The sequence below is a fragment of the Cupriavidus sp. DF5525 genome (genome assembly GCF_040149425.2).
Classification (GTDB): domain Bacteria; phylum Pseudomonadota; class Gammaproteobacteria; order Burkholderiales; family Burkholderiaceae; genus Cupriavidus; species Cupriavidus pickettii_A.
Genome location: NZ_CP168265.1, coordinates 3,192,899 through 3,215,235 on the forward strand (window position 1 = coordinate 3,192,899; position 22,337 = coordinate 3,215,235).

Genomic DNA, 22,337 nt, shown 5'->3' on the forward strand with positions numbered 1-22,337 from the left:
CGGATAGCAGCTTTAGGCTTGGTTGGCGTCGCGCTGGTTTGTCACCAGCGATCGCAGCATCGATAGCGGAATGGGCTTGGAGAACACATGGATGCGCTTGGGAAGACCACCAAGATCGGCGATCGCGTGCTTGTCAAGCGACGTCACGACCACAACTTGCGACGTGGCACCTTCTGGCCGTGCGTCGAGTGTCCGGCACAAACGAAAGCCGTCCATGCCCGGCATGACGAGGTCGAGGATGATCAGGTCGGGACTTGACCTGCCAATCTGGAGTAGCGCATCGTAGCCATTTCTTGCTTGGAGAATCTCGATTGGGGGCGCCAGGTTCGCTAGGGCGGCGGAGTATATCTCCAGCAGGTGTTCGTCGTCCTCTACCAAAAGGACGCGAAACACTCTTTTGTGGTGATCGGTGCTACGCCCGCTCGACTGATCCCGTTGGTCCGCCACCAGGCGGTCCACCACCTCGGCCGGTATGCGTCGATGACCACCGTCTGTTTTCCATGCCGGGAGGCGTCCGTTTGCAACCCAGAGTTGGATCGTGCGTAGCGAAACGCCAAGCTTCTCAGCAGTGGACTTGGTGGAGTAGTAGCGCGGATCGGTCATCTGGCTTGTGTCATGTGACGCAACCGTGGTGCGAGGAGTTGCGCTTGAATCCCATTATTCTATAGGAAGACGAGAAAACACAACTTCTTGCCAAGAATAAACGCAAATATGATAGTCCCTCGACAACCTGGCGATCGGTGTCAGGTTTTCTTCGGTGCACCCTACGTGGATAGCCTGGGCGACTGGCACGGTAAAGGCAAATCTGTGTGGAAACAGAACCTGGCAAATGAAGTGCTGTTGATATCTGTGCCGAAGCACCACCCTGCGAATCGCTCGACGGTCTTGCTGCTTTGCTTCTTCGGTGCCTATGAAATTGCGCTTTTACCGGCCGGCTGCGACAGCAGCGGCAGGTTCCAGGAGCCGGCGGTTTTGGCCGGCGATCGCTCTATTCACTTGCCTCTGGGGCGCAGTTGCGTTGTGGCGCATTCTTGCAACCGTAGGTGACGGTGCTCGCGAATCCCTTTCCAATATCAGTCAGCGCTCGTTGACGATCATCGTGCTTTTCGGACTGATTTCCTTCCTCCTGATCGTGCGCTTGCACCTTACACAGGCTCGGACAATGTATGAACTCGCGGCTCTGGCCGAGCGGGAGGCGGTCATCAGCGACGGTCTGAGGAAAAAGAAGGAGCGGCTGCGCACGTTATTCCAAGCGATGCCCGACGGTGTCGCCGCACTTCGGCACGACGGGGTCGTTGATGAAGCCAACGATGCTTTGTGTGACATGCTTGGCGTATCGCTGAGCCAACTGCGCGGCGCCACACATCGCGCATTCGTCCAGTTGCTCTATCGCGGGCGACAGCCTTCGCGGCATGGCTGCAGCGCAGCCGAACTGCTCGCTGAGCTGGACCGCACCAGCGCCGCGACGGATTTTGCAGCGCTGATCGAGTTCGACGTGCCCGACTCGCCAGCCTACGAGGTTCGCCTGGTTCATGCAGCCGACGGAAATGGCACGGTGCTGGTGCTAAGAGACATGACCGATCGCATCCGGCACGAACGGATGAAATCCCATTTCGTGTCGACAGTCGCGCACGAACTCAAGTCACCCATGGCGAGCGTTGCGGGCTACGCCGAGTTGCTGGCGGAAAACACGGTCCCGCAGGAAAAGCGGCCACGCATCTACCAAGCGCTGCGCTGCCGCGCAGCGCAGATCAACGCAATACTCTCCGACCTGCTTGACCTGGCACGTATCGAAGCGCGTAGCACGGGACAAGCCGAGATGCAGGAAGTCGACATGATCTCGCTCGCCCGTAGTGTGGTCGCCAACGCGTTCTCGGAAGAGCGGCGGATACGCATAGTGGCAGCGCGTGAGCCGGTCATCGCTATGGGCGATCGGCAACAGCTTGAACGCGCCATCCGCAATCTGATCGACAACGCCCTCAAGTATTCAGCACCGCAAAGCGCAGTCGAAGTCGTGATCGCCGCCGCTGACGCCGGCGACAAGGTCTCGATTTGCATCCTTGACGAGGGTATCGGCATGACGCAGGAAGAAGCACACATGGCGTTCAACTGTTTTTACCGAGCCGGCCGGCCTGGCGGGCCGAGTGGCACGGGTCTTGGGCTGACCATCGTGCGGCAGATCGTACTGCAGCACTGCGGCGAAATTGTGCTGGATACTGAGGCCGGGCGCGGTACGTCCGTCACCCTTTACCTACCAGCGGCAGCGTGAGAAGCGGGCGTGGCGAAGCATCGGTCTTGGCAAGGATGCTAAGGCGTACCTTAGCTGGCGGGTTCCGAGGCCATGGGGCACGGCTGTTGCGGGCACTGCGCAAGTCTTCTGCGACGGATGTGCGCCGGGGCCTGCGAAATGGCGAGTTCATTCCGTACTATCAGCCGGTGATCGACCTTGAATTGGGGGCGTGCCTCGGCGTCGAAGTGCTGACCCGCTGGCAGCATCCGCGTCGCGGCCTGCTCGAGCCGGGCGCCTTCATCTCCGTTATCGAACAACGACGGATGGCGGTGGCGCTGACGCGAACCCTAATCCCACAAGTTGTGCGTGACCTGTCGCAACTGGCGCTCCCGCCGACATTCCACGTGGCGTTCAACGTCACCGGCGAGCACTTCGCCGATCGTGCGTTCTGGGCCGACGACTCGCCTGTGTTCGACCTGCTAAGCGCCAACGTGACACCCCTACTCGAGATTACCGAACGCAATGCGATTGTGCTGAGCGAGCCCCAGCGCAGCGAAGTCAAGCGTGCAAAGGCGCGGGGGCTGAAGCTGGCAATCGACGACTTCGGCACGGGGTACTGCAGTCTCGCGTATTTCAAGACGTTCGATCTCGATGTCATCAAGCTTGACCAGAGTTACGTCCAAGCCGGGTCAGGAGATAGAGTCAGTACCAAGGTCATTGACGTGATCGTCGAGTTCGCGAGGGCGTTGGACCTCACGGTAATAGCCGAGGGCGTGGAAACCGAGGACCAGCGGGCTCGGCTTATTGCCAAGGGAATACGCCTTGCGCAAGGATATCTCTTCGGCCGGCCGATGGCGCTTTCGTCCTTGCGCCCCTGGCTAGGCGAGCGTGCGCACGGCGTGCCGGTATCAAAAGTCGGATACGGAACCACAAATGACTTTGGGGATTCCGCACCCTAATATGCAAAGGAAGCCTCATGGGCCCTCGACCTGCAACGGCGCAATGGCCAATGAAGCAACATTCAACATCGCGAATTGAATGACCGCTTGCTGGGTGGAACCGACGCCTGAACGTCCAAACAACGGTGCGTGTGAGTGACGCTTCTTGGCCGACAGCGGTCGTGCGCTATACCGGCGCCGAACCCGGGCTTCTCGACCAATCAGCCGTTTCAGCCAGGTGCCGAGAAGGGGCCGATAACGACTATGTCCGTCACCCTGGGGCAGCCGCGCCCACATCAACTGCACGGCAATCCAGCCAATCTCGGATTTCCAGTCCAGCAAGTGCGCACGTAGTCCAGCCAATTCCCTTTCCCTACACGAAGAGTTAGCGGGGAAAGGCATACAGACCGGATGTATGTCCGCTAAGGCAGCCGAGAAGCCGTCTGTGACTAGCACGTCGGCGGACGGAGGCCCCGGCTAACCCCTTCGCGAGCGATTTGGCCGCCCGTCGCGAACGATTCCAGATTGGGTGAAAGCTATCCCACATTCCAGCGCCAACCAAGCTTACGGCTGAGCATATCCCGCAGCCGAGGCATGCTGGAAATCCAGCCCTTCCGCACCACCTCAGGCGAGGGAACCATATCCTCGGGATGCAGCGCAAAGTAGCGCTCACTGGCGTGTCCGATGCGTTCAGCTTCAAGGGGAAAGCGAGATTGGATAACCATCGCGGCGAGGCGAAAAATGTTCGCCTCCCGTTGGTCGCGTGCAACGGTCACCTGTCCGCGTCCGGCTGCAACGCAGCGGAGCAGCATTTCGTCCTCTACATCCCTTGGGTTTTCCACGGCGAATGCCTTCCTCAAAGCTGGGTGAATGCCATTCCAGATTGGGTGAAAGGTGCCAGAGAAGCGCCTCATACGGTACTTATACTGGAACCGGACCTCGTCGGTTCGAGTCCGGCGCAGGCCCCTCTAGGGTCGCGCGGGGCAGCTGAGACTTGCATGCTAATGGCAAGACCCGATCCCAGCCACGCGCCCCCGTGGCGCTGCGGCAACCATTTGAACGCAATGCTGCGGAGTTGCCGGCACATTGGCAGGCGCGCGCAGTTTATGTTGCAAACAGTTGCGAATTCGACCTTGACATCTGCTAATCTCAAAACCGAGTCCCGCCAATGGGCGGGGCCAGCAGCAGAATGCCTCAGGAACGGGAAACGGATTCGGGTCAGTGCGCAGAAGAAAGAAGTCAATCATGCAGCACTCTTTGAAGTACCGGATGGCGTTCGCCACTGCGGGTGTGGTGACGCTGATCATCGTGCTGCGCGCCCTCTACGCCCAGTACTACGCCTACGACAGCCTGAAAGGGCTGTTGCAGGAGCAGCAGGACACGCTGGTCCGGCTGGTGGCCGAACAACTCGACGAAAAACTGCAAGGCCGCGCCACAGCACTGCGGCGCTTGGCGCGCCAGCTCTCCCCGATGCTTTCCGCCAGGCCGGCCGACCTGCGCCGCGCTGCCGAAGGTGTGATCGACATACCAGACACCTTCAACGCCGTCTTCCTGGCCACCCCGGACGGGCAGATGGTGTTCAGCACTGCCGTGCCAGACGGCGTGCGCCTGCGGCTGGACGACCGCGACTACTTCCGCGATATCCGGCGCGGCCAGCAATTTGCCGTGTCGGACCTACTTCAGGGCAAGCTGACCAACGCGCCCGGCGTGGTCCTCGCAGTGCCGTTGCATGGGCCGGGCGGAGAACTGCGCGGCGTGGTCGGCGGCGTGCTGAACCTGTCGGCCAACAATTTCCTGCGCGAACTTGCGCACGCCCGCGCGGGCATCACCGGCAGCTTTTGCCTGGTCTCCGCGGGATCCACGCCCCGTTATGCGATGCACCCCGACCCCGCCCGCGTGCTGACGCCGGCGCTGGCGGTCGGCGAAGCCTGCGGTGCCGAGCAGCCTGCCTCGTATTCGGAGGTGCTGCGGCCAAGACAGCCGATCGTGGCGCGCTACCTGCTGGCGTCCAACGGCTGGGAAGTGGTCTCGGTGCTGCCGGCGTCCGAAGCCTATGCGCCGCTGATCGACGTACGCGAGCGCACCTTCATCGTTGCCGCCGTGTCCTTGCTGGTGGCCGCCGCGCTGATGTGGCTGGTGATGCGCCACCTGCTCGAACCGCTGCAGCGGCTGCACCGGGCCGTGCGCCAGATCGCCACCAACCCGGCCGCACTGGCGGACCTGCCCACCGGCCGCCCGGACGAGATCGGCGAACTCGCCACCACCTTCGCCGAGGTGGTGGCGCAACTATCCGAGCGCGAAGCCGCGCTGAAGGCGGCCAAGGATCGCGCCGCCGAGAGCGAGAAGCGCATCGAGGCGATCGCCAACCATGTACCGAATTTCGTTTCGTTCATCGACATGCAGCAGCGCTATGTCTTTGTCAACCAGGCGTACGCGCAGCACTATGGCCTGCCGGCGCAGCAGATCGTCGGGCTGTCGCTGCGCGAATTGTGGGGCACGCAGGAGTACCTGGCGTGCCAGCCCTATCTGGAACAGGCTTGCGCTGGCCGCGTCGTGACCTTCACACGCGAAAGCGCCGACGGCAACGAATGCATGGAGGTCACCTACCAGCCAGCCTGGAACGATGCGCAGGACTCGATGATCGGGTTGCATATGTTCGGGCGCAACGTCACCCACGAGCGCGAAAAGCTGCGCAACCTGGAGGCGCAGACCGTCTCCGACTACCTCACCGGCCTGCTCAACCGCAAGGGCTTCGACCGCCGCCTGGCCGAATGCATGGGGCGCACGAGCGCCGGCGGGCGGCCGCTGGGGCTGCTGCTGGTCGACCTGGACGACTTCAAGGCCGTCAATGACAACTACGGCCACCCGGTCGGCGACCGGCTGCTGATGGCCTTCGCGCAACGGCTGCGCGCGTGCGTGCGCAAGGGCGATGCGGTGGCGCGCATCGGCGGCGACGAGTTTGCGGTGATCGTCGACGGTGTTGCCGACCGGCATGCGCTGGAGGCCGTGGCCAACGCCATCGTGCAGGCCGCGCGCATGCCGTTCCTGGTCGACGGGCACACGCTCGCGGCCACGGCCAGCGTAGGCTCGGCGCTGCACAGTGCCAGGCATGCGATGACCGTCAGCGAGCTGTTCATGCACGCCGACATGGCGCTATACGATGCCAAGCGCCACGGCAAGGCGTGCCATGCGGCGCAGGCCGAAGCGTTGGCCGAGGTACTGGCCGAAGCGCAAGCGGCCGAGAAGGTGGCCGAGAAGGCGGCCCCCTCCCCCGAGCCATCCGGCCTGACGACTTAGGCCAAGGCGCAGGACAGCACGAAAGTCAACGGGCGCCAGCGGCGCCCGTTGCAGTCGATCAGGTGCGCGGAGCAGACCCCGAGGCCCGCTCCGGCCAGCTTATCGCACCCGCCCTTCTTTCCACGCCTGCAGCAGCTTGTCGTAGGGAATGGTTTCTCCCTTCGGCTTTTCGTTGTCCAGCTTCTTCCACGGCGCGTGTTCGGTGGACAGCCACTTGGCCGGATCGCCCTTCGGGTTGAGCTTGGGCGCGCAGTTGCTCATGCCGGCGCGCTGCAGCCGGGCCATTACCTGGTCCATTTCCTCGGCCAGCGTGTCCATCGCGGCCTGCGGGGTCTTCTCGCCGGTGACCGCGGTGGCGACGTTCTTCCACCACAGCTGGGCGAGCTTGGGATAGTCAGGCACGTTGGTGCCGGTCGGCGTCCAGGCGACGCGCGCCGGGCTGCGGTAGAACTCGACCAGGCCGCCGTACTTGGCCGCGTTCTTGGTCAGGTAGTCGTGGTGGATGTCGCTGTCGCGGATAAAGGTCAGCCCGGTCAGCGACTTCTTCAGCGACACCGTCTTGGACGTGACGAACTGTGCGTACAACCAGGCCGCCGCCAGCTTGTTGGGGTCGGTACTTTTGAAGAAGGTCCACGAGCCCACGTCCTGGTAGCCGTTCTGCATGCCCTGCTTCCAGTACGGGCCATATGGCGACGGGGCCATGCGCCACTTGGGCGAGCCGTCGGCATTGACCACTGGCAGGCCCTTCTTGGTCATGTCCGCGGTGAATGCGGTGTACCAGAAGATCTGCTGCGCGACCTGGCCCTGCGCCGGCACCGGGCCGGCCTCGGAGAAGGTCATGCCCATCGCCTGCGGCGGGGCGTACTTCTTCATCCAGTCGATGTACTTGGTCAGGGCATAGACCGCCGCCGGGCTGTTGGTGGCGCCGCCGCGCGAGACCGAGGCGCCGACCGGCGTGCACTTGTCGTCGCCCACGCGAATGCCCCATTCATCGACCGGCATGCCGTTGGGCAGGCCCTTGTCGGCGGTACCGGCCATCGACAGCCAGGCGTCGGTGAAGCGCCAACCCAGTGACGGGTCCTTCTTGCCGTAGTCCATATGGCCGTAGACCTTCTTGCCGTCGAGTTCCTTCACGTCGTTGCTGAAGAAGTTGGCAATATCTTCGTAGGCGGACCAGTTGGTCGGCACCCCCAGGTCATAGCCGTACTTGGCCTTGAACTTGTCCTGCAGGTCCTTGCGCGCGAACCAGTCGGCGCGGAACCAGTAAAGGTTGGCGAACTGCTGGTCGGGCAGTTGGTACAGCTTGCCATCCGGTGCGGTGGTGAACTTGGTGCCGATGAAGTCCTTTACGTCCAGCCCCGGGTTGGTCCATTCCTTGCCGGTACCGTTCATGTAGTCGGTCAGCGGCAGGATCGAGCCATAGCGGTAGTGCGTGCCAATCAGGTCCGAGTCCGAGATCCAGCCGTCGTAGATGGACTTGCCGGACTGCATCGAGGTCTGCAGCTTCTCGACCACGTCGCCTTCCTGGATCAGGTCGTGCTTGACCTTGATGCCGGTGATCTCCTCGAACGCCTTGGCCAGCGTCTTGGATTCGTATTCGTGCGTGGTGATGGTCTCGGAGACGACGCTGATCTGCGTGACACCCTTGGCCTTGAGCTTGGCGGCGGCATCGATAAACCACTTCATTTCCGCCTGCTGCTTGTCCTTGGCCAGCGACGAGGGCTGGAACTCGTTGTCGATCCACTTCTTCGCTTCCGCCTCGCCCGCCCACGCGGACCCGCAAGCCAGCGCCGCCGCGCAGGCAAGGGCTGACATCCCCAACTTCACGTGCACTCTCATCGACGTCTCCTCAAGATTTCCCCTCCCCGGCTATGGTCTGGGTGGCGGCCCCGGGGCAGGGATAAGCCGCAAATTCCCGTCAATCCTGCAAACAACCTTCCATCAAACCTGGCCGTCCTCAGCCCTTGCGCATGATCAGCGCCAGCACCAGCATCGACACCCCGAAGCTGATCCAGACCGACGGCTCTTCCCCCAACGACAGCCAAGCAGTGACTTTCTCGCCCAGCCCGACCCACGCGAGGTTGACCCAGGCCGCGCACATCAGGCCGATAAACAAGCGGTCGCCGCGTGTGGTAGCGATCGGGAGAAAGCCTTTGCGCAGCACCGAAGGCGCGCGTATTTCCCAGATGGTCATGCCGATCAGCATGACCACGATGCAGCCGAAGAACACCGCTACCGGCGTCGTCCAGACCATCCAGCTCAGCATTGCGCCGTCTCCTCTTGATGTGACTAGCGTTGATCCATGCACTCACACGCGGCCCATCGCAAAGCCCTTCGCGATGTAGTGCCGCACGAACCAGATCACGATGCCACCCGGCACGATGGTCAGCACGCCGGCCGCGGCCAGTACGCCCCAGTCCATGCCCGAGGCCGACACCGTGCGCGTCATGGTGGCCACGATCGGCTTGGCGTTGACCGAGGTCAGCGTGCGTGCCAGCAGCAGCTCGACCCAGCTGAACATGAAGCAGAAGAACGCCGCCACGCCCACGCCGGCCTTGATCAGCGGCAGGAAGATGGTCAGGAAGAAGCGCGGGAACGAGTAGCCGTCCACATAGGCGGTCTCGTCGATCTCGCGGGGCACGCCCGACATAAAGCCTTCCAGGATCCACACCGCCAGCGGCACGTTGAACACCAGGTGCGCCAGCGCAACGCCCAGGTGCGTGTCCATCAGCCCGATAGTGCTGTAGAGCTGGAAGAACGGCAGCAGGAACACCGCGGGCGGCGTCATGCGGTTGGTCAGCAGCCAGAAAAAGACATGCTTGTCGCCGATGAACTGGTAGCGAGAGAAGGCATAGGCCGCCGGCAGCGCCACGGAGATCGAGATCACCGTGTTCATCGCCACGTAGATCATCGAGTTGACGTAGCCCGAATACCAGGACGGATCGGTAAAGATGGTCTTGTAGTGCTGCAGCGTGAATTCCGCCGGCCACAGCGACAACGTGGACACGATCTCCTCGTTGGTCTTGAACGACATGTTCACCATCCAGTAGATCGGCACGAAGGCGAACAGCAGGTAGACCAGCAGGAAACCGGCGCGCCACCAGGTGGCGCGGTTGGCGGGGGTGCGCATATCAGCCATGGGGCATGTCCTCGCTGCCGGCGGTGCCCGCGCGCTGCATCCAGTTATAGAGGATGAAACACATGAGCAGGATGATCAGGAAATAGACGATGGAGAACGCCGCCGCCGGGCCCAGGTCGAACTGGCCCACGGCCTTCTGCGTCAGGTATTGCGACAGGAACGTGGTGGCGTTGCCGGGGCCGCCGCCGGTCAGCACAAACGGCTCGGTATAGATCATGAAGCTGTCCATGAAGCGCAGCAGCACTGCGATCATCAACACCCCGCGCAGCTTGGGCAGCTGGATATAGCGGAACACCGCCAGCCGCGACGCGCCGTCGATCTGCGCGGCCTGGTAGTAGGCGTCCGGGATGGCGCGCAGGCCGGCGTAGCACAGCAGCGCCACCAGCGGCGTCCAGTGCCAGACGTCCATCACCAGCACCGTGACCCAGGCATCGAAGGCGCTGCCGGTGTAGTTGTAGTCGAAGCCCATCGCCTCGAGCGTGGCACCGAGCAAGCCGATATCGGTGCGCCCGAAGATCTGCCAGATGGTGCCGACCACGTTCCACGGGATCAGCAGCGACAGCGCGATGATCACCAGCACCGCCGACGCCTTCCAGCCCTTGGCCGGCATCGACAGCGCCAGCAGGATGCCAAGCGGGATCTCCACCAGCAGCACCGCCAGCGAAAAACCCAGCTGGCGCAGCAACGCATCATGCAACTCGCCGTCGCGCAGCACGGTGCGGAACCATTCCGTGCCGACGAACACGCGCCGCTCCGGCGAGATGATGTCCTGCACCGAGTAATTGACGATGGTCATCAGCGGCAGGATGGCGGAGAACGCCACGCACACCACCACCGGCAACACCAGCAGCCAGGCCTTCTGGTTGACGGGCTTCATGACACCAGTTCCTCGTTGACGTAGTAGCAGGTATGGCGGTTGAACAGCGACAGCCAGGCGGTGTCGCCCGCGCGCAGGCTGGCGGCTTCAGTGCCGAGCCGCGCGCGCAATGTGCCGGCCTGGCCGCCGGCCTCGTGTACGGTGCCGGTCAGCAGCCAGTAGGTGCCGATGTCCTGCGCGCGCTCCACGCGCACCGGCACCGCCTGCGCGTCGCGCTCCGGTGCCAGGTTCAGGTATTCCGGCCGCACGCCGATGCGGAAGCTGCCCGCTGCGCGCAGCGCGGCCTCTACCGAAGGCGTCAGCGTCGGGGTGTAGCGGCGCCCGGCCAGCTCGACCGCGTCATCGCGCCACTGGCCGGTCAGGAAGTTCATGCCCGGCGAGCCGATGAAATGCCCGACGAAGGTATGCGCCGGCCGCTCGAACAGCGCATCGGCCGGTCCCACCTGCACCGCCTTGCCGCGCGACATCACCACCACCTGGTCGGCAAAGGTCAGCGCCTCGGTCTGGTCATGGGTCACGTAGATCAGCGTCAGGCGGAATTCGTGGTGGATCTCCTTGAGCTTGCGCCGCAGCTGCCATTTGAGTTGCGGGTCGATCACGGTCAGCGGCTCGTCGAACAGGATGGCCGACACGTCGTGCCGCACCAGCCCGCGGCCGAGCGAGATCTTCTGCTTGGCGTCGGCGGCCAGGCCGCTGGCGCGGCGGTCGAGCGTGGACGACAGGTCCAGCATCTCGGCCACACGCCCTACCCGCTCGCGCACCTGCGCCTCGGCCACGCCGCGGTTGCGCAGCGGGAAGGCCAGGTTTTCGCCGACGGTCATGGTGTCGTAGATCACGGGGAACTGGAACACCTGGGCGATGTTGCGCGCCTGCGGCGTGGCTGCGGTGACGTCGCGGCCGTCGAAGGCGATGGTGCCGTGCGAGGGCCGCAGCAGTCCGGAGATGCAGTTCAGCAGCGTGGTCTTGCCGCAGCCCGACGGGCCCAGCAGTGCGTAGGCGCCGCCGTCTTCGAAAGTAAATTTGAGCGGCAGCAGCGCGTAGTCTTCGTCCGTGCGCGGATCGGGCACGTAGGAATGCGCGAGATCCAGGTCGATGCGTGCCATGTCAGCCCCCTGCCGCAGCACCAGCTGCACCGGCGCCGCCGCCCGGCACGTCGACCGCCAGCCCGCCGGGCCGCCGCGGCGCATGGATGCGGCGCCCCCCAGCGTCGAACAGGTAGATCTGCTCCGGCAGCAGGTGCAGCGAGATCGGTTCGCCCAGCTGCAGGTCGAGCACGCCGGCGAACTGCGCCACCAGGTTGCCCACCGGCGTATCGGCATGGACAAAGGTATCGGAGCCGGAAAGCTCGGCCAGCGCCACGCGCCCGGGCACCGCCACCGAACCGGACTCGCCCGCGAGCCGCAGCGCCGAGGCGCGCACGCCCAGGGTAACCGGGCCGTCATGGCCGCCCACGCCGGGCACCGGCACCGAAATGTCACCGGCCAGCGTGACCCAGCCGCCCCGCAGCATGCCCTCGACCAGGTTCATCGGCGGATCGTTGAATGCGCGCGCCACGCGCAGCGAGTCGGGATAGTGGAAGACCTCGGGAGTCGGGCCGTACTGCAGCAGCTCGCCGGCGTCCAGCACCGCAGTATGGCCGCCCAGCAGCAGGGCCTCGCCCGGCTCGGTGGTGGCGTAGATCACGGTGGCGTCGCCGTGCGCGAACAGCTGGGCCAGCTCTTCGCGCAATTCCTCGCGCAGCTTGTAGTCGAGGTTGACCAGGGGCTCGTCCAGCAGCATCAGTGGCGCCTCCTTGGCCAGCGCGCGCGCCAGCGCCACGCGCTGCTGCTGGCCGCCGGACAGCTCCGCCGGGTAGCGGTCGAGCAGGTGGTCGATATGCAGCCGCGCCGCCAGGTCGCGCACATGCGCGGCAATGTCGGCAGCCGGGGCCCGGCGGCGCAGCCGCAACGGCGAGGCGATGTTGTCGAACACCTTCATCGACGGGTAGTTGATGAACTGCTGGTACACCATCGACACGTTGCGCTCGCGCACCGCCATGCCGGTCACATCGTGGCCGTCCACCGTCACGCGGCCCGCGCTGGGTCGGTCCAGCCCCGCCATCACACGCATCAGCGAGGTCTTGCCCGCCTGCGTGGCGCCCAGCAGGATGGTTACCGCGCCGGAGACCGGCGCGAGCGTCATCGGATAGAGATACGCCTGCGAACCCACCTGCTGTGCGACGCCTTCCAAACGAAGCTGCATCCGGTCTCCATGTTCGATATGCTTTCCACATCACCGCTTTCGCATGACGCATGCGCACAGATCTTGGCTTTACGCTCGTTTTAGCAATAAAACGAACATAAAACAATAGTGCAGCGCATCATTTGTTTTCGTTTCTGTTTGAACTAGAATCCCGGCATGACCCTTAATCCCCGCCAGACCGCCCTGCTCGAAGAAGTCCGCAGCCAGGGCTTTGCCTCCATCGACGAACTTGCGCGCAAGTTCGGCGTGACGCTCCAGACGGTGCGCCGCGACGTCAATTTGCTGGCCGAGACCGGCATGCTGGCGCGCTTTCACGGCGGCGTGCGGGTGGAAGGCTCCACCACCGAGAACATCGCCTACCGGCAGCGGCAGGTGCTCAACGCGGAAGGCAAAGTGCGCATTGCGCGCGCGGTGGCCGCGGCGGTGCCGGAAGGCTGTTCGCTGATCCTGAACATCGGCACCACGGTGGAAGAGATTGCGCGCGGGCTGATGCACCATCGCGGGCTGCGCGTGATCACCAACAACCTGAACGTGGCCAACATCCTGGCCGACAACCCCGATTGCGAGGTCATCGTTGCCGGCGGCGTGCTGCGCTCGCGCGACCGCGGCATCGTGGGCGAGGCCACGCTGGAATTCATCCGGCAGTTCAAGGTGGATATCGGGCTGATCGGCATCTCGGGGATCGAGACCGACGGTACGTTGCGCGACTATGACTTCCGCGAGGTCAAGGTGGCGCGGACCATCATCGAGCATTCACGCGAAGTGTGGCTGGCGGCGGACGCCAGCAAGTTCAACCGCCAGGCGATGGTTGAGCTTGCGCATGTGTCGCAGGTCGACCGGTTCTTTACCGACGAGCCGCTGGCGGCGCCGTTCGACCAGATCCTGGCCGACAGTGGGGTGAAGTGTGTGGTGGCGGGGCGGGAGTGAGCCGCACGTACGGCATCCCCGCGCAGGCGGGGATGTGGCGGCGTTGCGCACGCAGCGCTCCCCCGCATGCGGGAACGCCGGGATGAAGGACTTACTTGAACACCACAGTCTTGTGGCCGTTCAGCAGGACGCGGCGTTCGGCGTGCCACTTGACCGCGCGCGCCAGCGCCACGCATTCCACGTCGCGGCCCACTGCTGTCAGTTGCTCCGGATCCATGCTGTGGTCGACGCGCTCGATTTCCTGCTCGATGATCGGACCTTCGTCCAGCTCGGCGGTAACGTAGTGCGCGGTGGCGCCGATCAGCTTCACGCCGCGATCGTGCGCCTGGTAGTACGGCTTGGCGCCCTTGAAGCTGGGCAGGAACGAGTGATGGATATTGATCGCGCGCCCTGCCAGCTTGCGGCACAGGTTGTCGGACAGCACCTGCATGTAGCGCGCCAGCACCACCAGGTCGATCTTCTGCTCTTCCACCACCTCGAACACGCGCGCCTCCTGCGCTACCTTCTGTTCGGCCGACGCGTTCATCAGCGGCAGGTGGAAGAACGGCACGTCGTACGACGCGGCCAGCTGGTAGAAGTCGCGATGGTTCGACACGATGGCCGCGATCTCGACCGGCAGGCCGCCCACCTTGGCGCGGAACAGCAGGTCGTTCAGGCAGTGGCCGATCTTGGACACCATGATCATCACGCGCGGCTTGACCGCGGCGTCGTTCAGCTCCCACTGCATGCCGAACTGGTCGCCCACCGGCGCGAACGCGGCCTTCAGTGTGTCCAGGTCCGGGCCGCCGGCGGCGGGCATGAAGTGCACCCGCATAAAGAAACGGCCGGCGTACTCGTCACCGTACTGGTCCGAATCGACGATATTGCAGCCGTGCTGGAACAGCAGGCCCGAAACGGCGTGGACGATGCCCGGCTGGTCAGGGCACGAAAGGGTCAGGATGAATCCGGTGTTGCTCATGATGTGTTGTTCTGTCGGAGGGGCGCGGCGCGGGGCCGGGAAACTCAGGTCAGCGTGGTCCGCGGGGAAGAAAACCGCGGCACCGCCTCAGGCGCGACGATCATCGCTGCCGAGCCAGCCGCGCCGGCGAAGGGCATCCAGCGTCACCAGTGTCGCATCGACCGTCATGGCGCCGCTCGCCATGATAGCAAGCAATGCGGGCAGGCCGACGCGCCTGTGTTCGCTAACCTCCCCATCCTGGTTGCGCGGGGTGAAGGCGGGCGGCAGCAGCAGATCATAGACGTAGACCTGTTCCCACTGCACGCCTTCGGGCAGGTCGCGCAGGACCTCGATCATGCCGTGCGCCTGCGCGCCCTGCGCCAGCGCGGGCGGGATGCCGGATTCTTCCTCGCACTCGCGCACCAGAGTCGCCAACGGATCGCTGCCGTGCGGCATGCCACCGGCGACCAAGTTGTCCCACATGCCGGGGTCGACCGCCTTGGCGGGGCTGCGCCGCGAGATCCACAGCGCGGGGCCGCCGTCGACCTCACCATCAACGATGCCGTTCATGTGCGAGGCGAAGGTCAGCAGCCCGAGAAAGCGCGCCACCGCTCGCTCCACCACGGCCACCGCGGGCGCGTCCAGCGCCGGGGTGACCGCGAACAGTTCATGGCGCCAGCCGCGCACATGCCCTGCATCGGCAAGTCGGTGCGCCAGCGCTTCCAGCGCGGCGCTGCGCACGTCGAAATCATTGCGCCCAGGCAGCAGCTCCGCGGCAGCAGCGTCGTCTTCAGGTCCGAGGATGCAGCCCATGCCGCGCAGGATGCCGGCATGCGCACGCGGCAGCCAGCCGACCTGCTGTCCGGCCACCATCAGGCGCAGCTTGCTGGCGGCATCGAAGCAGCTTCGCGCCGCCAGCGACGCGGCGATCCGCACGGCGTGGCTGGCATCGGCACCATCGCCGGCGAGGTCCCCAGGCTGCATCGAAGTCATTTTGGCCATCACGAATCCAGGCGCCGGCTGGGCCGGCGCGCCTTGTCATTTTCAGGATTGAACGCATGAACCAGCAAGCAGCGCAGGCGCAGCGCCCCGCCCCGCCCCAGTCCGCCGAGTCGCAGTACGTGCTGGCGCTCGACCAGGGCACCAGCAGCTCGCGGGCCATCCTGTTCGACCATGAGGGCAACGTGGTGCGGCTGGCGCAGCGCGAGTTCCGCCAATATTACCCACATCCCGGCCACGTCGAGCACGACCCCTACGAAATCTGGCAGTCGCAGCTGGCGGTGGCGCACGCGGTGCTGTCCGATGCCGGCATCTCGGCCTCGCAGGTGCGCGCCATCGGCATCACCAACCAGCGCGAGACCACCGTGCTGTGGGACCGCAAGACCGGCGAGCCGGTCGGGCGCGCGCTGGTCTGGCAGGACCGCCGCACCGCGCCGATGTGCGAGGCGCTGCAGGCCGCCGGCCACGGCGAGCTGTTCCGCGAAAAGACCGGCCTGATCATCGACGCCTACTTCTCCGGCACCAAGCTGCGCTGGATGCTCGACAACATCGAGGGCGCGCGCGAGCGCGCCCAGCGCGGCGAGCTGGCCTTCGGCACCGTCGACACCTGGCTGATCTGGCAACTGACCGACGGTGCGCGCCATGTCACCGACGCCTCCAACGCCTCGCGCACGATGCTGTTCAACATCCACACGTTCGCGTGGGACGACGCGCTGCTGGCGCTGCTCGACATCCCGCACGCGCTGCTGCCCGAGGTGGTGCCGTCCAGCGGCGAGGTGGCGCGGACCTCGGCGCGCCTGTTCGGCGTGGAGATCCCGATTGCCGGCATCGCCGGCGACCAGCAGGCCGCGACCTTCGGCCAGGCCTGCCTGTCGCCCGGCATGGCCAAGAACACCTATGGCACCGGCTGCTTCCTGCTGATGAATACCGGGTCGCAGCCAGTGACTTCGCACAACCGGCTGCTGACCACCATCGGCTGGCAGTTCGGCGGCCAGACCCAGTATTGCCTGGAAGGCGGCGTGTTCATGGGCGGCGCCACCATCCAGTGGCTGCGCGACGGACTCAAGATCATCAACAGTGCGCCCGAGGTCGAGCCGCTGGCGCGCCAGTGCGACGACACCGGCGGCGTGGTGCTGGTACCCGCCTTTGCCGGCCTGGGCGCGCCGCACTGGGACGCCTTTGCGCGCGGCACGCTGGTCGGCATGACGCGCGGCACGGGCCGGCCGCAGATCGCGCGCGCGGCGCTGGAGTCGATCGCGCTGCAGAGCGTGGACGTGCTCGAGGCCATGCAGAAGGACGCCGGCATCTCGCTGGCAGAGCTGCGCGTGGACGGCGGCGCCTCGCGCAGCGATCTGCTGATGCAGATGCAGGCGGACCTGCTCGGCACCCCGGTGGTACGCCCGCGCGTGACCGAGACCACCGCGCTGGGCGCCGCCTACCTGGCCGGCCTGGCCACCGACTACTGGAGCGACCCGTCGCAGATCGCGCAGCAATGGCAGGTGGAACAGCGCTTCGAGCCGCACCTGTCGGCCGACGAGCGCGGCCACCGGCTTGCGCGCTGGCATCGCGCCGTGGACCGCTCGCGCGACTGGGCACGCGAGGACGAGGCCGAGCGCGGCGGCCACGGCTGACGGCCGCCTTTTCCCTTTTTCGCTACAACGCCAGCCAACCAGCACACACCCCCGATAAGCGTCATGCAAAGAATCACCACACCGATCGAGCCCCCCAAGCGCGCCGCCCTGCTCGCCACCCTGGAGCGCGAGCCGCGCTGGGACGTGATCGTCATCGGCGGCGGCGCCACCGGCCTCGGCACCGCGGTCGACGCCGCCTCGCGCGGCTACCGCACGCTGCTGGTCGAAGCCGCCGATTTTGCCAAAGGCACCTCGAGCAAGGCCACCAAGCTGGTCCATGGCGGCGTGCGCTACCTGGCCCAGGGCAATATCAGCCTGGTGCGCGAGGCACTGCACGAGCGCGGCCTGCTGGCGCGCAACGCCCCGCACCTGGTGTGGCCGCTGGGTTTCGTGGTACCGGCGTACCAGATGTTCGACCAGCCCTTCTACGGCATCGGCCTGAAGGTCTACGACATGCTGGCCGGCAACCTCAACCTGGCCGGCAGCCGCTGGCTGAACCACCGCGAGGTGCTGGCCGCGGCGCCCAACCTGGCCGAGCATGTCAGCGGACGTCCGCTGCGCGGCGGCAACCTGTACTTCGATGGCCAGTTCGACGATGCGCGGCTGGCGGTGGCGCTGATGCGCACGCTGTTCGACGTCGGCGGCACCGCGGTCAACTATATGCGCGTGACCGGACTGAGCCAGCAAGGCGGCGTGATCAGCGGCGTCACGGTGCAGGACGTGCTGGGCGACGCCACCTTCCGGCTGCGCGCGGACTGCGTGATCAATGCCACCGGGGTCTGGGTCGACGCCATCCGCCAGATGGAAGACGGCCACGCGCGCACCATGGTCGCGCCCAGCCAGGGCGTGCACCTGACGCTGCCGCGCAGCTTCAATCCCGGAGGGCGCGCCATCCTGATCCCCAAGACCGACGACGGGCGCGTGCTGTTCGTGGTGCCGTGGAACGGCCACACCATCGTCGGCACCACCGACACGCCGCGCCGCGACCTGCCGCTGGAACCGGACGCCGGCGCTGACGATGTCGATTTCATCCTGGAGACCGCATCGCGCTACCTGGCCAAGGATCCCACGCGCGCCGACGTCACCAGCGTCTGGGCCGGGCTGCGGCCGCTGGTCAAAGCCACCGGCGAGGCGTCGACCGCATCGCTGTCGCGCGAGCATACGATCCTGGTGTCCAAGGCCGGTCTGATCACCGTCACCGGCGGCAAGTGGACCACCTACCGCAAGATGGCCGAGGACGTGATCGAAACCGCGATCCAGCGCCAGATGGTGCGCGCCGCGCCCTGCGTGACCGCCGAACTGCCCCTGCACGGCGCCGCGGGCCTGCCGTCGGACCTGCCGCCGCCGGACTCGGTATCGCCGGACCGCTACTACGGCAACGAGCTGGAAACGCTGCGCGCCCTGCCCGGCTACGACCGGATGCTGGCGCCCGCGTCCGGGCTGACCGAGGCCCATGTGCGCTTCGCCGCCCGGCACGAGCTGGCCCGGCGCGTCGAGGACGTGCTGGCGCGCCGCAACCGCGTGCTGTTCCTGGACGCACGCGCCGCCGTGGCAGCCGCGCCGGCCGTGGCCGCGATCCTGGCCGAGGAACTCGGCGAGAACGAAGCCTGGCAGGCGCGCGAGATCGAAAGCTTCCGCGCACTTGCCGCCGGCTACATGCTGGGCTGAGCGGGCCGCCGGCGGAACTGCCGCCGCCGGCACCCGTCTGACCTGCCCGGCACGCAACCCCTCCGCAAAGGCAACCCGATGACGAACCGCCCGCCCCTGATCCTCGCTCGCACCCTCGCACTGCTGGCAACTGTTGGCGCCTGTGCCACCGCCCATGCCGCGCGCGCCCCCGGCATCGACGGGGTGCGTTTCCAGGAGGTGCGCACCGTGCACTACCAGTGCGACGGCGGCAAGACACTGTCGGTGCGCTACTTCAACAGCGCCGACAACCAGGCGGCCGTATTCCGCCTTGACGGCAAGCCGGTGCTGGCGGTCACCACCGTGTCGGCGTCCGGCGCGCGCTATGTCGGCGGGCGCTACGAGTGGTGGACCAAGGGCGAGGAAGGCACGCTGCGCGACCTGATGCAGGGCGAGAATGCCACGCCCGCGCTGGGCGGCTGCCACGCCAAACCCTAGCGGCCGGCGCTGTCGCACTGCATCCTCTTTTGATGCAGCGGCGTTCCGGGCGATAATGCGGGGATTGAATCAGGGAGAACACCATGGACGAGATTGAAGATCTGTCCGATCTGCCGATGCCCCGCTTTATCTGGGGCTTCGCCGTTATCGCAGGCAAAGGCGGCGAGGTCATGCACGACGAGTTCGAGTATCTGACCCACACCCGCAGCCCGCGCTTCACCTGCCGGGTAGTCGAGCTTGAAGACATGCCGGCGGAAAGCGAGGAAGACGCCATCGACGGCCGCATCGTCCACGACGACGACCCGAGCCGGATGTTCTATATCACCGACGCCGGCATGGCGCTGGTCAACTTCCACCTGTTCGACAAGATGCCGGACAAGCAGAAGTTCAAGCGCATCTGCGACGAGGCCATCGCCAACTGGATGCTGCGTCGCGAATTCCTCGACGACGAAGAAGAGGACTGACGCTGCGGGGGCACGGGCAGGCGGCGGCCTAGGCTGCCGCCCGGTAATCAGCCCTCGCCCTGCTCCGGCGGCAGCGCGCCGCCCAGCAGTTCATTGAGCAGCCCGGTCATGCCGCCCGGGTGCTCGGCGGCAAGCGCCTGCAGGCGCTTCGCCAGCGCGCCGTCCAGCTTGCACGCAAAGGGCACCAGGCCCTGCTCCTGATCCAGCCGGCGCTGCTCGCGCCGGTCCGGGCGCGCGGCGGCGCCACCGGGGATACCGCCCCGGCCCGCCCCAGCCTGCTTCAGGCTGTTGGCGATCTTCAGGCCCTTGTTTTTTTCCAGGTCCGTTTTCTTCACGGCGTCATCCGAAAGTCTGTCGAGGCCGGTATTGTACGCACCCCCGGCACACACCGGCGCCAAAGCACCAGGCCATCGGCGCCATGGCCGGTCCTAGTCGTTGCACACCTCGATTAGTTCGGCGGCCACCCGCTGGATTTCCGCATATATGGAAATGGCGTCCATCGGCCCGGTGCAGCCCACGGCCGTGGCCTGGCTGGCGTCCGCGCCGGGAGGCAGGAACACGAATGCCATGCCGGGCTGCCAGCCGGGATGCTTGCGCAGGCTGTCATTGAGGATGTCGAGATACTGCGCGCGCGTGAAGACGTGCTTTGCCATTGCTACCTCCGGAGCCACTGCCGATGCGCCGTGCGGGCGCGGGAGTCATGGCGGGGATCGTAGCATGGCAGTACCGGCCGGCGTCACCTTGCGGCGCCGGCCGGCGGGCGGATCAGCACTCGCCCTTCTTGGCGTGGCCAGGTGGGCAGTGGTAGCCCTTGTCCTTGTGGCCTTTATCCTTGTGGTCCTTGTACCCGCCCTGGTCCCAGCGGCCAGGCACCAGCACCCAGCCGTCGCGCGACTGGATCCACCGCGGCGACTCATAGACATAGCCGGGGCGCTCGCGATCCCAGCGGCCCTTCTTCCAGGCGTGCTTGTGGTGGTGGTCGTCCCAGTCCCAGTAGCCGGGCATCCACACATAGCCAGGGCGCGGCGCGGGCACGACCTCGTACATCGGGGCCGGCGGTGGCACGCCGATGGCAATATTGACCGACACCTGGGCCATCGACGTGGCACTGAACGTCAGGCCCGAGCCCAGCACGGCTGCTACCAGGATGGCCCTGGCGGGCCGGAGCACGCGATGTGTCATGGAAGCCCTTTCTTGTGGAGGAACATGCGCACAGTCTAGCGCGCACGCCTTGGCGCGCAATGTAAGAAAGGGTTTCCGATTATCACAACGACGCCGGCGCGCAACAGTGTCTCGCGCGCCGGCGGACTAGTGATCTTCAGCCATCGCCTTGAGTTGGGCCTCGCCCGCGACGCGCGCGGCGTCAGCCGTGGTAAAGGTGTCATCCGAGACGATGGCGCGGCGAATCTGCTGCGCGCCGAAGTCAACCAGCGCGATGATCCACACATAGCGCCCCGCCTGGGGTGCGGTCTGCACGAAAGCTTTCAGGTTGGGCCGGGATTCACTTGCCATGATCCATCTCCTTGCTTGAGGACCAGCTTGGGACGAGCCTGAGACATGCCGCAGCACAGCTGTGCTGGGAACTCTAGCACATGGCCCGCGCACTTACCGGGCACCGGCCTCGTTGCCGTAGGCACGCAATTCGCGCGCCCGCGCCGCCGTCATCCGGGCCATGCAAGACGCGCCCGCCACCCGCGCCGCCGTGCCGCCGGCCGGATCCGCCACATAGGCGCAATTGGCATCGCGGAACTGCAGCCACTCGCGCTGCGCCACCCGCAGCAAACCCGTGCGCGGCGCCACCAGCCGGCGTAGCAAGCCCTGGTAGGCGGTATTCAGCGCAATGTCCTGTTGCCGCAGTTCGGCCGAGGTACAGCCGAGCATGTCGGCCGTCGACCCGGCCTTGGCCATGCAGCGCTCGTATTCCGCGCTCAGGCCATTGCTTTCCGTGGCGCTGGCTGGCGTGGACGCCGCAGTGAGGGTGAAGATGGCAAGGCAGGCGATGGCGCGCATATGGGTTCTCCCTTTCCTTGGTGGCGTGACGCAACGTGGCGGAGGCGTCCGGTACCGCTCAGGCCAGCCAGCGTCCCAGCGTGGCTACCGCGATATTGACCAGCCCGAGTACCAGGTTGGTCCCCACAGCCTGCCGGATCCGGTTCAGGGCGGCACCGGCGGCCGGCCAGTCCTGCGCATCCACGGCCCGGCTCAGCACGCGGTACGGACCAAACCAGACATAGCAGAAAACCACCGCCATGACGATGCCGATGCCCGCCATCAGATGCCAGTTGCGTGGGGCACCGGCCATGCCCACGGCGACCATCATCGCCACGCCACTCAGCACGATGACGATCACCGCGGCCCAGACCCAGGGGAAGAAGCGGCCGAACACGCCGCGCCACAGCCGCAGCCGCGCCGGCGGCTCCAGCACGCTGCCGGCCACCGGCCGCAGGCACAGGTAGGCGAAGAACATGCCGCCCACCCAGATGGTGACGCTGGCAACGTGCAGGAAGCGGAGCAAGGGGTCGGCGATCATGGC

The 22,337-nt window shown here is 65.8% G+C and carries 25 protein-coding genes; 8 read left to right on the top strand and 17 right to left on the bottom strand.

Annotated elements, in window-relative coordinates:
* Window positions 1–12 precede the first annotated feature (12 nt).
* Window positions 13–603, bottom strand: a complete 591-nt coding sequence (locus ABNX08_RS14835; protein WP_022535862.1) for a response regulator — start codon at window positions 601–603, stop codon at window positions 13–15.
* Window positions 604–1,018: 415 nt separating this feature from the next.
* Here ABNX08_RS14835 and ABNX08_RS14840 point away from each other — a divergent pair, with 415 nt between their 5' ends.
* Window positions 1,019–2,269 carry an ATP-binding protein gene (locus ABNX08_RS14840; protein WP_022535863.1) on the top strand — a complete coding sequence of 417 codons (1,251 nt, stop codon included), beginning with the start codon at window positions 1,019–1,021 and terminating at the stop codon, window positions 2,267–2,269.
* Window positions 2,270–2,355: 86 nt separating this feature from the next.
* On the top strand, window positions 2,356–3,189 hold the full coding sequence (locus ABNX08_RS14845; RefSeq protein WP_349604214.1) for an EAL domain-containing protein: 834 nt from the start codon (window positions 2,356–2,358) through the stop codon (window positions 3,187–3,189).
* A gap of 15 nt (window positions 3,190–3,204) precedes the next feature.
* Here the strand turns inward: ABNX08_RS14845 and ABNX08_RS14850 are convergent, their stop codons facing one another.
* Window positions 3,205–3,510, bottom strand: coding sequence for a hypothetical protein (locus ABNX08_RS14850; protein WP_349604211.1), 306 nt, complete (start codon window positions 3,508–3,510; stop codon window positions 3,205–3,207).
* Window positions 3,511–3,704: 194 nt separating this feature from the next.
* Window positions 3,705–4,082 (bottom strand): hypothetical protein, encoded by a 378-nt coding sequence (locus ABNX08_RS14855; protein ID WP_022535865.1) that lies wholly within the window; start codon window positions 4,080–4,082, stop codon window positions 3,705–3,707.
* A gap of 331 nt (window positions 4,083–4,413) precedes the next feature.
* On the opposite strand from ABNX08_RS14855, the gene ABNX08_RS14860 reads away from it, so the two are divergent.
* Entirely contained in the window at window positions 4,414–6,465 is a 2,052-nt protein-coding gene (locus ABNX08_RS14860) for a diguanylate cyclase domain-containing protein (RefSeq protein WP_051369785.1), read from the top strand.
* Window positions 6,466–6,564: 99 nt separating this feature from the next.
* Here ABNX08_RS14860 and ABNX08_RS14865 read toward each other — a convergent pair whose 3' ends face one another.
* The 6 genes from ABNX08_RS14865 to ABNX08_RS14890 all read right to left on the bottom strand — a co-directional run bounded on the left by ABNX08_RS14865 (window position 6,565) and on the right by ABNX08_RS14890 (window position 12,722).
* The gene (locus ABNX08_RS14865) at window positions 6,565–8,292 is read right to left on the bottom strand and encodes an ABC transporter substrate-binding protein (RefSeq protein ID WP_041681535.1); all 1,728 of its coding nucleotides are present in this window, start codon (window positions 8,290–8,292) and stop codon (window positions 6,565–6,567) included.
* A 130-nt stretch (window positions 8,293–8,422) separates the two neighbouring features.
* Window positions 8,423–8,731, bottom strand: a complete 309-nt coding sequence (locus tag ABNX08_RS14870) for a DUF2160 domain-containing protein (RefSeq protein ID WP_022535868.1) — start codon at window positions 8,729–8,731, stop codon at window positions 8,423–8,425.
* 42 nt (window positions 8,732–8,773) lie between these two features.
* Window positions 8,774–9,604: a carbohydrate ABC transporter permease gene (locus tag ABNX08_RS14875; protein WP_022535869.1), complete on the bottom strand. Its 831-nt coding sequence runs from the start codon at window positions 9,602–9,604 to the stop codon at window positions 8,774–8,776.
* Window positions 9,597–10,481: a carbohydrate ABC transporter permease gene (locus tag ABNX08_RS14880; protein ID WP_022535870.1), complete on the bottom strand. Its 885-nt coding sequence runs from the start codon at window positions 10,479–10,481 to the stop codon at window positions 9,597–9,599. The genes ABNX08_RS14875 and ABNX08_RS14880 overlap by 8 nt, the downstream gene beginning before the upstream one ends.
* A complete protein-coding gene (locus tag ABNX08_RS14885; protein WP_022535871.1) occupies window positions 10,478–11,584 on the bottom strand; it encodes an ABC transporter ATP-binding protein in 1,107 nt (368 codons plus the stop codon). The genes ABNX08_RS14880 and ABNX08_RS14885 overlap by 4 nt, the downstream gene beginning before the upstream one ends.
* Before the next feature lies 1 nt (window position 11,585).
* Window positions 11,586–12,722 (bottom strand): ABC transporter ATP-binding protein, encoded by a 1,137-nt coding sequence (locus ABNX08_RS14890; RefSeq protein WP_022535872.1) that lies wholly within the window; start codon window positions 12,720–12,722, stop codon window positions 11,586–11,588.
* Between the two features lie 156 nt (window positions 12,723–12,878).
* On the opposite strand from ABNX08_RS14890, the gene ABNX08_RS14895 reads away from it, so the two are divergent.
* Window positions 12,879–13,649, top strand: coding sequence for a DeoR/GlpR family DNA-binding transcription regulator (locus ABNX08_RS14895; RefSeq protein ID WP_022535873.1), 771 nt, complete (start codon window positions 12,879–12,881; stop codon window positions 13,647–13,649).
* 91 nt (window positions 13,650–13,740) lie between these two features.
* Here ABNX08_RS14895 and purU read toward each other — a convergent pair whose 3' ends face one another.
* Together purU and ABNX08_RS14905 are read right to left on the bottom strand one after the other, a co-directional pair.
* Window positions 13,741–14,607 carry a formyltetrahydrofolate deformylase gene (purU, locus tag ABNX08_RS14900; RefSeq protein ID WP_022535874.1) on the bottom strand — a complete coding sequence of 289 codons (867 nt, stop codon included), beginning with the start codon at window positions 14,605–14,607 and terminating at the stop codon, window positions 13,741–13,743.
* Window positions 14,608–14,694: 87 nt separating this feature from the next.
* On the bottom strand, window positions 14,695–15,588 hold the full coding sequence (locus ABNX08_RS14905) for an NUDIX hydrolase family protein (protein ID WP_022535875.1): 894 nt from the start codon (window positions 15,586–15,588) through the stop codon (window positions 14,695–14,697).
* 56 nt (window positions 15,589–15,644) lie between these two features.
* On the opposite strand from ABNX08_RS14905, the gene glpK reads away from it, so the two are divergent.
* From glpK to ABNX08_RS14925, 4 genes are all read left to right on the top strand, one after another.
* The gene (glpK, locus tag ABNX08_RS14910) at window positions 15,645–17,216 is read left to right on the top strand and encodes a glycerol kinase GlpK (RefSeq protein WP_022535876.1); all 1,572 of its coding nucleotides are present in this window, start codon (window positions 15,645–15,647) and stop codon (window positions 17,214–17,216) included.
* Between the two features lie 63 nt (window positions 17,217–17,279).
* A complete protein-coding gene (locus ABNX08_RS14915; RefSeq protein WP_022535877.1) occupies window positions 17,280–18,884 on the top strand; it encodes a glycerol-3-phosphate dehydrogenase/oxidase in 1,605 nt (534 codons plus the stop codon).
* 78 nt (window positions 18,885–18,962) lie between these two features.
* The gene (locus ABNX08_RS14920; RefSeq protein ID WP_022535878.1) at window positions 18,963–19,340 is read left to right on the top strand and encodes an MliC family protein; all 378 of its coding nucleotides are present in this window, start codon (window positions 18,963–18,965) and stop codon (window positions 19,338–19,340) included.
* A gap of 83 nt (window positions 19,341–19,423) precedes the next feature.
* Window positions 19,424–19,804: a hypothetical protein gene (locus tag ABNX08_RS14925; protein WP_022535879.1), complete on the top strand. Its 381-nt coding sequence runs from the start codon at window positions 19,424–19,426 to the stop codon at window positions 19,802–19,804.
* Between the two features lie 47 nt (window positions 19,805–19,851).
* Here ABNX08_RS14925 and ABNX08_RS14930 read toward each other — a convergent pair whose 3' ends face one another.
* The 6 genes from ABNX08_RS14930 to ABNX08_RS14955 all read right to left on the bottom strand — a co-directional run bounded on the left by ABNX08_RS14930 (window position 19,852) and on the right by ABNX08_RS14955 (window position 22,334).
* Window positions 19,852–20,139 (bottom strand): hypothetical protein, encoded by a 288-nt coding sequence (locus tag ABNX08_RS14930; RefSeq protein WP_041681102.1) that lies wholly within the window; start codon window positions 20,137–20,139, stop codon window positions 19,852–19,854.
* A 93-nt stretch (window positions 20,140–20,232) separates the two neighbouring features.
* Window positions 20,233–20,457: a hypothetical protein gene (locus tag ABNX08_RS14935; protein WP_022535881.1), complete on the bottom strand. Its 225-nt coding sequence runs from the start codon at window positions 20,455–20,457 to the stop codon at window positions 20,233–20,235.
* 112 nt (window positions 20,458–20,569) lie between these two features.
* The gene (locus ABNX08_RS14940; protein ID WP_022535882.1) at window positions 20,570–20,986 is read right to left on the bottom strand and encodes a YXWGXW repeat-containing protein; all 417 of its coding nucleotides are present in this window, start codon (window positions 20,984–20,986) and stop codon (window positions 20,570–20,572) included.
* 126 nt (window positions 20,987–21,112) lie between these two features.
* Complete coding sequence (locus ABNX08_RS14945; RefSeq protein WP_022535883.1) at window positions 21,113–21,316, bottom strand: hypothetical protein; 204 nt, start codon at window positions 21,314–21,316, stop codon at window positions 21,113–21,115.
* Between the two features lie 93 nt (window positions 21,317–21,409).
* Window positions 21,410–21,814 (bottom strand): lysozyme inhibitor LprI family protein, encoded by a 405-nt coding sequence (locus ABNX08_RS14950; protein WP_022535884.1) that lies wholly within the window; start codon window positions 21,812–21,814, stop codon window positions 21,410–21,412.
* A gap of 58 nt (window positions 21,815–21,872) precedes the next feature.
* Complete coding sequence (locus ABNX08_RS14955) at window positions 21,873–22,334, bottom strand: CopD family protein (protein WP_022535885.1); 462 nt, start codon at window positions 22,332–22,334, stop codon at window positions 21,873–21,875.
* Window positions 22,335–22,337 lie beyond the last annotated feature (3 nt).